Source organism: Sphingobacterium sp. UBA5789 (assembly GCF_002418355.1).
Classification (GTDB): Bacteria; Bacteroidota; Bacteroidia; order Sphingobacteriales; family Sphingobacteriaceae; genus Sphingobacterium.
On sequence record NZ_DIDX01000001.1, the window covers coordinates 370,300 to 385,611 of the forward strand.

Consider the following 15,312-nt stretch of genomic DNA (forward strand, 5'->3'; position numbering starts at 1 on the left):
ATGAAAAAAGTACTTATCACCGGCGGAGCCGGATTTATCGGTTCAAATTTAGCCTTATCTTTATTAGATCGTGGTTATGATGTTGTTGTGTTAGACAATCTTTCACCTCAGATACATGGAGAAGATGCGGAGACTAATTCCTCCCTTTTTCTTTCGATAAAAGATAAAGTTATATTCTATCGGGGTGACATTCGTGATCGTTCACTTTTAGAACAGGCGTTAAAGGGTGTGGATGTTGTGGTTCATTATGCTGCTGAGACCGGAACTGGACAGTCTATGTATGCTATTCAAAACTATTGTGACGTGAACGTTGGTGGTACAGCTTTGTTGCTTGATATTTTAGCAAACAGCCCTAATCAAGTATCTAAAGTAGTAGTGGCCTCCTCAAGATCTATATATGGGGAGGGTAAATATGAAAATGACGAAAATAGTTATGTATATCCATCTCATCGTGTTGGCGAAGATATGGATAATGGGTGCTTTGAAGTAACCTATTCAGGTACTTCTAATCTCAAGGTCGTTGCGACAGATGAAGATTCCAAAATCCATCCTTCATCAGTTTATGGAATATCCAAACAGGTTCAAGAGCAACTTGTCATGACCGTTTGTCCTTCAATAGGTAAAGCAGGCGTCGCTCTTCGATATCAAAATGTATATGGCCCAGGTCAATCACTAAAGAATCCTTATACAGGGATCTTATCTATATTTTCAACTAGTATTAGAAATGGTAATGGAATCAATATTTTCGAAGACGGTAAGGAGTCGAGAGACTTTGTTTATATAAGCGATGTTGTAGAAGCTACTATTCTGGCAATTGAAAAGCCAGAAGCAAACAATGAAGTTTTCAACGTTGGGACAGGTATAGCTACAACAGTTGTAGATGTTGCAGAAGGTCTTACGGAGGCTTATGGTATTAAAGTCCCCATTCAGATATCTGGAAATTATCGTTTAGGTGATATTAGGCATAATTTTGCAGATCTTTCAAAGATAAAACAACGATTGGGTTTTGAACCCAAAATTTCGTTCTCGGAGGGTTTGAGCCGCTTCACTAAGTGGGTAAAGACACAGGATATCGCCGCTGATACATATATGAAATCTATCGAAGAAATGAAGGCAAAAGGATTGTATAAATAGATGGAGAGAATACTTTACGGGAAAAAGATTTTGTTTATCGGGCAGGTGTTTTATACATATCACGAGCAGATTAATGAGACTTTACATCAACTAGGTGGAGACATTACATTTTATGAAAACAAAATTTTTATAGAAGATCCGGCAATAAGTAGTTCTTTTGTCTCTCGGGCAAAGAGATTGCTTGTTGGTGATGCGAAGCAGAGGTATAACGAGAGTATACTTCATGAGATTGCAAATGTGCATTACGATTACTTATTCGTAATGGGAGGATTTTCGATAACTCAAAGCTTTCTTAAAAGTATAAAAAATAATAATCCTGGAATCGTTATGATTTATTACACTTGGGATTCCTTAGCTGTTTATGATTATAGCCATTTGTATTCATTCTTTGATAGGGTTTTGACCTTTGATCGTGATGATGCTACAGGAGCTGTGGAATATTTGCCACTCTTTTATACTATGACACAGTCGCCATTAGGTACTGAACAATATACATACGATCTACTTTTCATTGGCGGAGTAGGCTTACATAGTATAAATCGATTGCATGCCTTAAAGTGTGTTGCAGATCAAGCAGATCAAATGGGACTCAAGTATTTCTTTTGGCTCTATTATAATAAACCAACAGGCATGCTTAAAAGGTTCTTTCACTTCATAAAATATGCGCTTGATAAGAGTTACCGTGCATTTTATCGAGCAGTTATGTCTGACGGACAATTTGTAAAACATACAACATTAAGTACAGAAGAGTATTCAGACTTACTTTCTCGGTCGCGATGCGTTGTTGATATTCCGGTTGAGGGTCAGGTTGGTTTAACTATACGCACGATTGAATCACTTTCCGATGGACATCGGTTGTTAACCACAAATAGTCATATAGTAAAAGAGGACTTTTTTGATAGTGAGATGATCACCATTTTAAAGTCTCCGGATTATTGTTTTGATGTCAATTTTGTTAGATCACCCATACGCAATTCTATAGCGATTGAGCACCTTCGTTTAGATAATTGGTTAACGCAAATATTTTCCAACAGCAATGCAAAAAGATAATATTGCAATATGTATAGTTTTATACAACTGTAAATTAGAAGATTCTAAGACGTATAAAACACTAACTGCATCAGTCTATGAAAGTGGAGGTGCGTATATATTATATGTATATGATAATAGTGCTGTGAGGCAATCTTTACCAGCTAATATGAAGGCTTGGTGTAAAATATGTTATATTCACGATCCAACTAATCCAGGCGTAAGTAAGGCTTATAATGAATGTTCACGTCTAGCTAAAGATGAGGGCGCCAGATGGATAATACTGACAGATCAGGATACCGATTTTCCAAGCAATACATTGAGAAAATATGCTGAAGCTTTAAATGATCATCCTACTATAAAACTTTTTGCTCCGATATTGCTTTCAGGCAATGTACCCTTTTCTCCGTCTAATTATTTCTTGAAGCGAGGAGTTATATGGAAAAGGGCCCGTCCAGGGATCTGGAAATTAAAAGGCAAAACAATTCTCAATAGTGGTGTCATGATAAATATTGAATCATTTTTTGTGTCTGGAGGATATAATGAAAGTATTCGCTTATATTTTAGTGATTTTGAATTTTTAGATAGATTCAAAAGGATATATGAATACTTTTTTGTGATGAACATTTATTGCTATCATCAGCTTTCTGATATTGTTGAGGTAGATGTCAAAAATGCTAAGAGGAGATTTAAATTTTATTGTGAAGGATCATATTTATCTGCTCATACAAAATTAGACTATTGTGCATATTTCGTTACTGTAGGAGCGCGGGCTTGTAAGCTTAGTGTAAAATATCGTACATTTGAGTTTTGTAAAATTTTCGCTAGAAATTATTTAGGTACAAAGTAATGATAAATTTCAGAAGGGTAATAATCCGCTTATTTGCACTACTAGTTGTTGTGCTTGTGGTGGATCCGGGTGATCTTATATTTCATATGAAAATGCCCATATTCATGCTGATCTGGGCAACATGGCTGATACTACGTACCGATAGTTCTGCATATGGTCGTAGAGATTTAATTCTAGTTAGCGTATCTTTTTTAGCTATTTCAATTTATGGTATACTTGTTGCTGTTCTTCAGAACAATTTCGTAAACGATGAATTTGCTTTTGGTTTTATCAAATCAATAAGTATATTTTCACTTATTTTCATCATTTACGATATGAGGATTGATGTCTTTTCTATTGTGTCTAAATGGGCATTGATTATATGCGGTATTACCTTGCCGATCTACATTGTTATTACTTTTTTTCCAGCTCTTCTTTTACCGATATACAACTACGTTATAGCTAAGGATGTAGCTAAAATAGGATATCGAGCATTTTATGGAGTAGAGATTGTAATGATTTACTACAGAACGTCACCCTTATTGGTTTTTAGTCTTTGCTTTTTTTTAGATAAATATTTACAACACAAAAAAATAAAGTTCATTTCTATTGCAGGAATTGTGTTTTTTACTTTGTTCTTGACGGGTACCCGAGCAAATATCCTAATGGCTTTAATTATTGCAGCATTTTATTTTTACAGAATATATTCTAAACATTTCTTTGCTAAGATCATATATATATTGGGATTACTTTATGCTGCAGTGACTTTCTTTAGCCAATTAAACTTTGACGTTAAGGATGAATCTTCCGATGTCAAAGGGGATCATTTCAATTCCTATTTAGAGCTTTTTGATAAAAATCCCAATTATCTAATTCACGGTCAGGGTTTAGGTAGTGAGTTCTACTCACGGGGTAGTGCTAAAATGTTACCACAAACGGAGCTAACATATCTTGATTTATTAAGAACTTTCGGTTTTCCTGTAACGATACTTTTTTTAGTTCTTCTTTTATATCCAATAATGTATCTTTTTAAGAATGGATATTGGCGGATATATAGTAGTGCGATTGTGGCTTATTTGGCTTATTTATTTATCGCAGGTACAAATCCCCTTTTGATTAGTTCGACAGGGATGATTGCAGTTTTAGTAGCGTATAGTTTTTTAAAAAGTAAAAAAAATGAAAATTTCGGTATGCATGGCGACCTATAACGGGGCGGAATTTATAAAGCAACAACTTGAATCTATATTGTCACAACTTGCCATTGATGATGAGGTGATTATATCAGATGATTCATCTTCAGATGCAACCGTGGAAATAATTAAGAACTTTGCTGACGATCGAATACAGTTATACGAAAGGCGTAAATTTAGCTCCCCTATTAGAAATTTTGAATTTGCAATTCAACAGGCAAAGAACCCATTAATATTTTTAGCTGATCAGGATGATGTTTGGACTGATAGTAAGGTTGATATATTACGTCCCTTAATGAGTAAATATGATGTCGTAGTGAGCGATTGCTCAGTTGTTGATAGAGATTTAAAGATAGTAACTGAGTCCTTTTTTAGTTTGAATAATTCCGGACCTGGTCTTCTTAAGAATCTGAAAAGTAACTCATATTTAGGATGCTGTATGGCATTCAATCAAAAGGTTAAACATTTAATATTGCCATTTCCTAAACAAATACCTATGCATGATATTTGGATTGGCTTTGTAGGAGAACTCTTCTTTAAAACAAAATTTGTGAAAGAGAAATTGATTTTATATCGACGCCACGGTAATAATGAATCGCCTACAGCAGAGAAATCGCCCTATTCACTATTTCAAAAGATTAAGTTTCGGACTAGCGTAATCTTTCGTATTCCTAAATTAATATTAAAATATTATTTCTAATGAAGATATCTATAATTACAGTTTGCTACAATAGCGAAAAGACAATACGAAATACGCTTGAATCTGTTGCAAGTCAGACTTACGATGATTTAGAATATATTGTAATTGATGGTGGCTCATCGGATAGTACATTAGATATTATTAATACCTATACGGATAAAATTGCAATTATAAAATCAGAGAAAGATAAGGGGCTTTATGACGCTATAAATAAGGGAATTGCTTGTTCAACGGGTGATGTTGTAGGCATTATTAACTCAGACGATGTTTTCTACAATCAGGATGTTGTCTCTGATGTAGCTAAGATATTTAGATCCTCAACCGATTTAGATGCGATCATAGGCAATATCGTACAAGAGGATCATACTGGTCGGATTCTCCGTAAATATATGTCTAATACTTGGCAGCCATCAAAACTAAAGCAAGGTTTTATGCCACCACATCCATCCATATTTATGTACAGAAAACTTTTTGACACATACGGAGGCTATTCTTTGGATTACAAAATTGGAGCAGATTATGAACTTATAATCAGATATTTTCTAATACACAAAATAAAATGGAAATATTCTGGACTGATTACGCATAGGATGCTTGTTGGTGGAATTAGTAGTTCAGGATGGAGTAGTTATAAACGTATATCGAAAGAAATTATAAAAGCGTTAAAGTCGAATGGTTTAAAATTTCACCCATTGCGCATACATTTCCGTTTTGTAGATAAGCTCATCGAGAGAGTTTTTGTTTAGGTATAAATGTTTAAATTATGGTGTATAAATATATTTACTTATTGTGGAGCAGTATTCAATAATTGTCAGTGGTATTTCCGGTTTCGTAGGGCAAAATCTTAACACATACTTTCTAAACTCTGGTGTAAACGTAGAAGCGTTGTCATTAAGAATGCTAGATTGGCCAGATCGTCTTTCTTTAGTTAAGGCACGTGCTATTATTCATTTAGCAGGAAAGGCACATGATACTTCCAATACGACAAACGCAGAGTTGTACTTTAAAGTAAATCGCGATTTGACTATTCGACTTTTTGACCAATTCTTAGATACGAATATTCAAGATTTTTTTTATTTTTCTTCCGTCAAAGCAGTCGCTGATACTGTAGAGGGCGAACTCTTAGAGGACGTAGAAGCATCTCCTCAGACCCCTTATGGTAAGTCAAAGTTAGAGGCGGAGGAATATTTACTATCGAAAAAGCTTCCACTTGGTAAGAGGGTTTTCATTATTCGTCCATGTATGATACATGGTCCGGGAAATAAAGGTAATCTCACACTTTTATATAACATAGTGGAAAAAGGCTTTCCATGGCCACTGGCAGCATTTGAAAACAAACGATCGTTTTTAGGTATTGACAATCTTTGTTATTTATTGCAAAAGATAATAGAAAAGGATGATGTGCCATCAGGTATATATAATTTTGCAGACGATACGTCCTTATCAACCAATTTGTTAGTAGAGATTATTGCAGAATCGCTGAAAATGAAACCTAGGCTCTGGCATATTTCTCCTTCTTTAATGCACTTTGGAGCAAAAGTTGGCGATACATTTAAACTTGCATTAAATTCCGAAAGATTAAAAAAACTAACGGAGTCTTATGTAGTATCTAATGCTAAAGTGAAGAAGGCTATCGAGATTGAATTACTGCCCTATACAACGGAGGAAGGGTTACGTAAAACAATAAAATCTTTTTCTCACCGTGATTAATTTGGTCGGATTTTTGTTAATTTAAGTATTCAGTCAGCCAAGATGAATTTTATATTACAAAATAATATGTCTGTCCATTTCTTTTACTTTATTTAGTATTCCTAATCAACATATGGTGTGCTAAATTATTATTTCTAATTTAAAGATAAATGTTTTATTTATTGATCCTGATTGTATTGTTTGCAACAGAGATTATCTATTTTAAAGTAGCTGATCGATTTAATATTATTGATAAACCAAATCAGCGATCTTCACATTCAACTGTGACGCTTAGAGGAGGAGGGGTCATTTTTTATGTGGCTATACTTGCATATTTTTTAGCATTTGACTTTACTTATCCCTGGTTCTTTATTGGACTCACTATGATAACTCTTATCTCTTTTTTAGATGATATCTTTACATTATCCAACAAGATCCGATTAGTTGTTCATTTTACCTCTGTACTTTTGATGGCTTATGAACTGGATCTCTTTACCATGCCATGGTACTTTTTATTAATAGGGTTTATTATTACTGTTGGTGTAATCAATGCATATAATTTTATGGATGGAATCAATGGCATTACCGCTGCATATAGTCTCAGTATTATAGCACTGCTGTGGCTTGTTAATCAACAGATTAGCTTTATTGCCTCTGATTTTCTCATTTTTATTACTATGGGAGTGTTGGTATTTACTTTCTTCAATTTTCGTACAAAAGCTAAATGTTTTGCTGGTGATGTTGGATCTGTGGCTATTGCATATATCCTTATGTTTGTTATTGGTTTACTGATAATTGTAACAAAAAAGCCTATCTATATCTTATTTTTATCTGTGTACGGTCTCGATTCGGTATGGACTATTATTCGCCGGCTCTATTTACGGGAGAATATTTTCGAAGCGCATCGATCTCACTTATATCAATATTTAAGTAATGAAGGAGGGATCAATAAGTTAGTCGTTGCTAGTGCTTATGCTGTCTTACAATTTATAATTGGCTTAGTAGCCATTGTATTTTCAAAATGTACTATTGCTGAACAACTATTAGTCACAATAACATTGTTAATCAGTATGAGTGTTGTTTACCTTTTAATAAAGAAATACTTCATAAAACGATTTGTTAAATATTAAACAAAATATTCAATTATATTTGATCTAATGATTATCAACGGAACAAAAATATTTATTGCCGGGCACAAGGGAATGGTCGGCGGAGCGATTAAAAGAAGTCTTGAAATAAAGGGATATTCTAATTTGATTTGTAAAAGTTCCACAGAACTTGATCTCCGTAATCAAAATGCTGTTATTGGGTTTTTTGAGCAAGAAAAACCGGAGGTCGTTATTGACGCTGCTGCAAGAGTAGGTGGTATACTCGCCAATAACAATTATCCATATCAGTTTCTTATGGAGAATATGCAAATACAAAACAATTTGATAGATGGAGCACTTAAATCAGGTGTTGAAAAATTTATTTTTCTTGGATCATCTTGTATTTATCCCAAACATGCCCCACAGCCACTTATTGAGGATTATTTATTAACAGATAGTCTTGAACCGACCAATGAATGGTATGCTATCGCAAAGATTGCAGGTGTTAAAGCTTGTGAAGCTATCAGAAAACAGTTTAGTAAAGATTATGTAAGTCTTATGCCTACAAATCTTTATGGTGCCAATGATAACTTCGATCTTCATACATCTCATGTACTCCCTGCGATGATAAGAAAGTTTCACGATGCTAAAGAAAAGGGACATTCCCCTGTTGAACTATGGGGTTCAGGAACGCCCATGAGAGAGTTTTTGTTTGTTGATGATCTTGCTGAGGCCGTTGTATTTGCATTGAATAACGTTCTTCCCGAACATCTTTATAATGTTGGTACTGGAGTGGATTTAACAATTCGAAATCTAGCTGAGATAATCCAACGAGTTGTTGGCCATGAAGGAGAGATCATCTGGGATATTTCCAAGCCAGATGGAACTCCAAGAAAGCTTATGGATATATCAAAGATGCATAAACTAGGGTGGAGACATAGAGTTGAATTAACAGAGGGTATTAATAGAACATACAAATGGTTCTTAGATAATCAACATGATTTCAAAGAAGTTAAGCTTTGATTATCTATAGTAAAGTTTATTATATTTCAATTTTTTACAATATTTTTAAAAATGAAAACAGCATTAGTTACAGGTATTACTGGACAGGATGGTTCATATTTGGCAGAATTACTCTTGGAGAAAGGCTATATGGTCCATGGTATAAAAAGAAGGGCATCATCTTTTAATACCCAAAGAATTGATCATTTATATATCGATCAACATGAACAACATGTGCGTTTCAAGTTGCACTATGGAGATTTAACAGACTCTACAAATCTTATTAGAATTATACAAGAAGTACAGCCAGATGAGATTTATAATTTAGGTGCTATGTCTCACGTAAAAGTTTCATTTGATTCTCCTGAATATGTCGCAAATGTAGATGGTATAGGAACCCTAAGAATATTAGAGGCAGTTCGGATATTAGGTTTGGAGAAGAAGACTCGTATTTATCAAGCTTCTACATCTGAACTGTACGGAGGATTAGAGGAAAATAAGAATGAAAGAGGTTTTTATGATGAAAATTCTCCATTTTACCCTCGTTCTCCATATGGTGTAGCAAAAATTTACGGTTTTTGGATCACAAAGAACTACAGGGAAGCTTATGGTTTGTTTGCATGTAATGGCATTTTGTTTAATCATGAATCTCCTAGACGAGGTGAGACATTTGTTACACGCAAGATTACAATGGCTACTGCAGCTATTGCACTTGGAAAGCAAGAATGTCTTTATTTGGGTAATTTGAATTCATTAAGAGATTGGGGCCATGCTAAAGATTATGTCGAGGCTATGTGGCGCATTCTTCAGCAAGACGTACCTGAGGATTATGTGATTGCAACTGGAGTTACTACATCAATTCGTGACTTCGTTAGATTAGCTTTTTTGGAAGTGGGTATAGAATTGTCGTTTGAAGGTGAGGCGGAGAAGGAGATTGCAAAAGTTGTTTCATGTGCTAATCCGGAATTCCAATTAGATAAAGGAAAAGTGGTACTTCGTATTGACTCAAATTATTATCGGCCTACTGAAGTGGATTTACTTATTGGCGACCCAACGAAATCAAAGACGCAACTTAAGTGGAAACCGAAATATGATTTAGCGGCTTTGGTCAAAGAAATGGTAGCTTTTGATGTGGAATTGATAAAGAACCGTTATAATTCACAGTGGGAACACCTTGTGGGTTAATCTATAAGACAATTTCTAATGGAATGTATCAGAAAAAATTTAAACTTATCAGCTATTTCTATTATTAGAATTATATATTGAAACTGTTACATTCCTCTTTTATGATACATACTTTTGAGCTTCTTTTTAAGAGGGATAAATTTTTTTTAAAAAGAAAAAATGAAATACTCTAAAAGTAATAGCAAATACTCGAATCTCATTTGGGAAATTCTGTAGTTACTATATGAAATACAAATGATAAACTTCATCACTGGCGGTATTGCCAAAGACCATAGAGGTCAGATCCGATTTGTCAATGATTTTGATATGTCATTGGTCAAACGGTTTTATATTATTAAGAATGCAGATGTCGAATTGATCAGAGGCTGGCGGGCGCATCGGATAGAACAGCGTTGGTTTTATGTATTGTCCGGAGCATTTTCGGTAGATCTGGTTAAGATTGATAATTGGGATTCACCTTCAAAAGATCTTGCAGTAGAGACAGAAATCTTAAAGTCAGAAGAACATAGAGTATTGCATGTACCGGTAGGATATGGTACTGCTTTCCGGGCTTTAGAACCGGATAGTGAGCTATTAGTCTTTGCGGACTATGGTATCGAAAATGCAAAGCTTGACGATCATACCTATCCGTTGGATTATTTTGTTAACATCAGCCGTTAGATGCCAATCGGTAGCTCCTCAGAGAAAGAATTAAGCTGGAACATTTTTATTCAGCCCGATAAAAGTTTCTTCGTTTGCCATTCTTAATGATTTTCGATAACTTGCTGATAATGAAATAACCTTTCAATATCAGCAAGTTATGATGCAGTTCAGAATTTTTATAGTTATTCTCTTTGTTTTTCTATCCCTCAGCCTTTCTGCACAACAGATAAATACATTTCAGCAGCAAAATGTAGATGCGACTGCAGACTCCACATTTACAAAATCCATACGATACTTACATAATAACGGATACCGGATTACTGCTGTAGACCGGTCATCAGGCTTTATACAGGTACAAACCTATATCAAGTATAATAAGGTTTTCTCAGCTAAAATGGGAGAATGGAGAACATGTAATTTTCTGATTCAGCCGGGTAATTCTAATCAAGCTTTAGTAACATTGAATATTTATCAGGTGGATAAGATCTTTGGAGGTGATATCCACAATAAAACAGCTTATGACGAAGATAACGGATTAAGTAATGATCCCAAATTGTATCAGGAAATCTGGGATAAATTGTTGCCGGCATTAAGATAGTAAAGACCAGCTTCTAATATAGTACAAAGTATTTGCTCCGGCCATTTTTGTTAAATCGGATATCAAAAAATAGAATTAAAAAATAAAAGGGTACCAGCTAAAGAAATAGTGATTAATGCCAGATGTAAGTAATTAACATTAATATAATAATCAATAAACCGATGTGATTATTGCAATAATAAGTAAAAGCAAAGAGCTGGATATTTCCAGCTCTTTATTATTTCTAATTAGGTTTTACATTCCATTCATTGTTGTAAAATCCGGCATCTACAATACCTTCCACTCCGTCTTTCAGCATGGCCAGCTTAAAGAACATATAATCCGGAAAGCCACTTGCACCGGCAAAGTATTGATTAGCCGTTGCTGCACGCATTCCTGCGATTCCTGTGCCGGTAATAACTCCCACAGATAAAACATCTGATCCCGGTTTCTTCCAGTAAAAATATCCACCTAAATCATCTCCTGAATAGCTTTTCTCCCCAATATTAACCTTGCCAGTCTCCACTTTAACCGGACAATCTTTCAGTAAAATATTCCATGCGCTGTTGGTTTTTGCATTACCAATCAGAATAATATTTCGGCCGGCATATTTGGTTTCTTCAAAATCCCGGTCAGCGATAATATCAAATGCCCCATTACCCCGGTAGTACCAGGCTTCTGCATCATAATTTGCCTTCTCTATAGCCCAATTATTTTCTTCTTTAGTTCCCTGAGTTCCGTAAACATAGACCATCCTGTTGTTAAATGCTTCTTTGAATGTTCCGTTTCTGTGAGGCCCCTTATGTGCAAGGCTTGGCTCGTTGATTACTTTCCAGGATGTTCCTTCTTTTTTCAGATAGACAAAAGAACTTTTGGAATCTGTGATATGGTGTTCAAGAGTGTTTAAGCTATCTAAAGTTATAGATACCGGTTCTGTTTTGTTAAATCCGCTCAGATCCAGACGAAGCGTCTGTACATTTGTTGTTTGTCCTACAATACTTCGTTTTACCATATCGCGGTCTAAGAGGATACGGGAATAATCCAATGGATTGAGTTGCTGATAAACGGTTGCCCAATAATAGGATGCAGATATTCCGGGGTTAGCAGTCATAAAATCGATATGATCAACCTCGTTATGTGTTTTTCTTTTGTGCCACTTGAAGTAATCAAATAAAGGCTTCCAGTCTACACTTTCGTTGCTATACCAATGCGAGCCGCCAGGGTATTCATAATAGCTAAAGTCAGGATGAAATCCACCAAGGATATTTCGCATCTGTCTTGCATAATCCACAGAAACAGTGCGGTCTGCATCCCCATGCAATATATAGACACCTAATGGTTTGTAATTCGTTACGTAAGCAATGACGTCACTCTGATTACCCGATTTAAGTAATACTTCTTCCAGAGCATTACGTCCTTTTTCTGGTACTAATCCATCTGCAGACCCGTAACCTTTCAGGGTTGGATACCCTGCACATGGTGCTATTGCAGCCCACTTGTCCGGATAGGTAGCACCCAAAAACCAGGTGCCGTGTCCCCCCATTGAGTGCCCTGTCAGGTAGACGCGTTGCGTATCAGGCTGCAGTTGAGCCTTTGCCAAACTTAAGACCTCCAAAGCATCTAAGCGCCCCCAGTCCTCCCAGTTAAATCCACGGGGACGACGATTTGTAGGGGCCACCAGTGTTCCCCAATCTTTAGCCTGATACGCTTGTGCCTGACCAAGAGCTTCGACTCCTGCTCCATGTACAGAGAAGAAAAGTGCATCCTGAGGTTTCTCTCCTCCTGTAGCAGGATTGACCGCATAATATTGTACACTATTATCAATATTACTTACAAATGTAACTCTGTAAGCTGTTTTTTGATCTACACTTCTCAACTGGATCGGGGTATTACCAATAACTTTTCCATTCTTTAATAAAGAAAGTTGAGAGGTAATGTCTCCTGTTTTCTGAATAGCAGATCCGTCAATACGTACAGCTACTTTTCTACTACTGTTTCCATTAATGACAGGTAAAGCACTGATTACTTTCTGACCGTTTGTAATACTTTGTATCTGTAGATCAGATAGGTTTTGAGTGCTGTTATTTAACAATACGATTCCTACAATGAGATTGCTGTTATCTTTTCCCTGCACAATATCCGGTAGAGTAAGATCCTGAGTAGAAAACTGTACCGGATGCTGTGGAAAAGTAAGACTGGCTGATATATATGCTCCGCGGACATAAAATTCATTAAGTCCTTTTTTTAAGTGTACCGGAATGTCCATCCAGCCCATCCGATATGGATCACCAGAATGCAGGGCTCCGTTTACAAGAACCGCACTATTACCCTTCACGTTCAATATTGCAGTTTGCTCTTTGGATGAATTGTAGGTCAGGTACAAATAGCTGGGTCTGGGACCCCGGTATTGTTGTGCAGGTCTTGGATTTGTATTTTGTTCCGCAATCCGCCCTGGTCCGGGAGGATTATTTGGCTGTTGCAGATTTCCTCCACTTCCTCGTTGGGGTCTAAAGAAGCCTGTACTATCTGCAGTCGCTTTTATCCATTTATTTTGGGATAATGACAATTCTAAAGTCTTACCAACAGAAGGTGTAGCTAGCTTATTGCTGTAAAGCTGCCACAATAATTCATCTGTATAGAGTGCTTCCCGACCATAATTCTGGGGAATCTCTACATGTAGTCCTTCAGTAAAGGTGTGCGTATTTTGAGCGCTCACACATAAGGATATTAGACTAAAGGAGAAGAATAGAAAGAAATGCTTCTGTTTAAAGCGGAATAGATTGTTTTTCATATGCAAAAAGGTTTAAGCACCGTAATAATAGCATATAAAATTGAAATTTTCACCAAAACAATTTGATAATATCGTTACAAATATATGTTAAGGGAAAAATTCCTCAGAAAATACAGCGCTTAAATAAACAGACTATTTTTCTGATCAATTGATTTGTAGATATCACATAGGAAGACTGTGTACAAAAAAAAGCAACCCACTTCAAAGGTTGCTTTCATAATATTGTTCTACTCCAGATTAGCCTACTGCAATAAATTCTTTGCTGGGATTGCTGCTTGTCAGAAGTTCATGATTGCGAAGCTGGCAAGTTTTTAGAAGATCTGCCAACGGATATTTTGTAGCGACTTCTTTTACAGCTGCCAGATGTTTTTCATGATGAATATCTGTTCCTATAAAATCATATAGTCCCGATTTTATCAATGTCAGCGCAGTGGTTTTTACATTACTGCCATAATATCTGGACACTGAAAGCAGATTCAGCTGAAGAGCACACCCTGCATCTTTGATTTGTTTAAAGATCTTAAAGTTCTGATGATAATAGTTATATCTCTCCGGATGAGCTAATATTGGTTTGTAACCCATAGCTTGTATATCCATGATCGTCCTAAATAAAGACTTTGATTCTGCTAAATAGGACATCTCTATAAGTACATAATCATTCGGCATTACGCACAATTTGTTATCCGCTATGATGACATCCAACCCCTGATCAATCATATGTTCCGCTGCAAAATTAAGCTCTACTTTTGATTCTCTGGATACAAGAGTAGATTTAAGTTTTTGATATGCAGCATCAATAGTGTCTTTGGTGTTGGCATACACACCATCCATGATATGAGGGGTGCATATAAACTTGTTTAGTCCTAATTCCTGTAATCCTTCAATTAGTTTTACAGATTGGTCTACTGACTTACTTCCGTCATCAATACCTGGTAATAGATGATTGTGCATATCAACCTCCATAAATGCCAGAGCATTATGATGAAGTGTATTTTCTTTCTTACGGAATAACTTTGATAGAAGGCTCATGTTCTTGTTTATACTGTACGATTATTAATCATAACGTTGTATTGATCCGAATTGCTACAACACAATTAAATATTTATGAATAACAAAGATAAGTTATTTAATTTGAAAATGTAGCAAAGTATCTACTTTTATTTTCTTTAAATGTATTTAAAATTAACGGAATGTTGATTTTGTCTTTGTTTTTCATATTTTTGAATATATGTTAATCAATATACTTGCGTAAAGCAATAATAAATATTACTTATAAATCCATTCCGTTTTTATAAACTTTAACGCTTTAACGGTAGTATATATCTGCTGAGTTATGTTATAGCAAAAAGTTGTCCAAATTTAGTTATTATCAGAATTGATACGAATGTGGAATAATACTTGCATATTTGTAGTCACGGTAAATGTGATATGTGGAACCTTACAGACCTAAAGCGAA

General features: G+C 35.5%; 14 protein-coding genes. 12 read left to right on the top strand and 2 right to left on the bottom strand.

What is annotated here, in order from left to right:
- From B4B65_RS01630 to B4B65_RS01685, 12 genes are all read left to right on the top strand, one after another.
- A complete protein-coding gene (locus tag B4B65_RS01630; RefSeq protein ID WP_293912776.1) occupies window positions 1-1,134 on the top strand; it encodes an NAD-dependent epimerase/dehydratase family protein in 1,134 nt (377 codons plus the stop codon).
- Window positions 1,135-2,184 (top strand): hypothetical protein, encoded by a 1,050-nt coding sequence (locus B4B65_RS01635; protein ID WP_293912778.1) that lies wholly within the window; start codon window positions 1,135-1,137, stop codon window positions 2,182-2,184.
- Entirely contained in the window at window positions 2,171-3,013 is an 843-nt protein-coding gene (locus B4B65_RS01640; RefSeq protein WP_293912780.1) for a glycosyltransferase, read from the top strand. The genes B4B65_RS01635 and B4B65_RS01640 overlap by 14 nt, the downstream gene beginning before the upstream one ends.
- Window positions 3,013-4,200, top strand: a complete 1,188-nt coding sequence (locus B4B65_RS01645; RefSeq protein WP_293912782.1) for a hypothetical protein — start codon at window positions 3,013-3,015, stop codon at window positions 4,198-4,200. The genes B4B65_RS01640 and B4B65_RS01645 overlap by 1 nt, the downstream gene beginning before the upstream one ends.
- Window positions 4,169-4,882: a glycosyltransferase gene (locus tag B4B65_RS01650; protein WP_293912784.1), complete on the top strand. Its 714-nt coding sequence runs from the start codon at window positions 4,169-4,171 to the stop codon at window positions 4,880-4,882. Before B4B65_RS01645 ends, B4B65_RS01650 begins: the two co-directional genes overlap by 32 nt.
- A complete protein-coding gene (locus B4B65_RS01655) occupies window positions 4,882-5,628 on the top strand; it encodes a glycosyltransferase family 2 protein (RefSeq protein ID WP_293912786.1) in 747 nt (248 codons plus the stop codon). The genes B4B65_RS01650 and B4B65_RS01655 overlap by 1 nt, the downstream gene beginning before the upstream one ends.
- 43 nt (window positions 5,629-5,671) lie before the next feature.
- The gene (locus B4B65_RS01660) at window positions 5,672-6,592 is read left to right on the top strand and encodes an NAD-dependent epimerase/dehydratase family protein (RefSeq protein WP_293912788.1); all 921 of its coding nucleotides are present in this window, start codon (window positions 5,672-5,674) and stop codon (window positions 6,590-6,592) included.
- Between the two features lie 149 nt (window positions 6,593-6,741).
- Window positions 6,742-7,701 carry an MraY family glycosyltransferase gene (locus B4B65_RS01665; RefSeq protein ID WP_293912790.1) on the top strand — a complete coding sequence of 320 codons (960 nt, stop codon included), beginning with the start codon at window positions 6,742-6,744 and terminating at the stop codon, window positions 7,699-7,701.
- 27 nt (window positions 7,702-7,728) lie between these two features.
- Window positions 7,729-8,682, top strand: a complete 954-nt coding sequence (locus tag B4B65_RS01670; protein WP_293912792.1) for a GDP-L-fucose synthase family protein — start codon at window positions 7,729-7,731, stop codon at window positions 8,680-8,682.
- Window positions 8,683-8,733: 51 nt separating this feature from the next.
- Window positions 8,734-9,846: a GDP-mannose 4,6-dehydratase gene (gene gmd / locus B4B65_RS01675; RefSeq protein WP_293912793.1), complete on the top strand. Its 1,113-nt coding sequence runs from the start codon at window positions 8,734-8,736 to the stop codon at window positions 9,844-9,846.
- A gap of 234 nt (window positions 9,847-10,080) precedes the next feature.
- Window positions 10,081-10,506 (top strand): WxcM-like domain-containing protein, encoded by a 426-nt coding sequence (locus tag B4B65_RS01680; RefSeq protein WP_293912794.1) that lies wholly within the window; start codon window positions 10,081-10,083, stop codon window positions 10,504-10,506.
- 139 nt (window positions 10,507-10,645) lie between these two features.
- The gene (locus B4B65_RS01685) at window positions 10,646-11,086 is read left to right on the top strand and encodes a hypothetical protein (protein WP_293912796.1); all 441 of its coding nucleotides are present in this window, start codon (window positions 10,646-10,648) and stop codon (window positions 11,084-11,086) included.
- Between the two features lie 223 nt (window positions 11,087-11,309).
- Here B4B65_RS01685 and B4B65_RS01690 read toward each other — a convergent pair whose 3' ends face one another.
- Window positions 11,310-13,856: a prolyl oligopeptidase family serine peptidase gene (locus tag B4B65_RS01690; RefSeq protein ID WP_293912798.1), complete on the bottom strand. Its 2,547-nt coding sequence runs from the start codon at window positions 13,854-13,856 to the stop codon at window positions 11,310-11,312.
- Between the two features lie 237 nt (window positions 13,857-14,093).
- Window positions 14,094-14,885 (bottom strand): tyrosine-protein phosphatase, encoded by a 792-nt coding sequence (locus B4B65_RS01695; protein ID WP_293912800.1) that lies wholly within the window; start codon window positions 14,883-14,885, stop codon window positions 14,094-14,096.
- Between the last annotated feature and the right edge of the window lie 427 nt (window positions 14,886-15,312).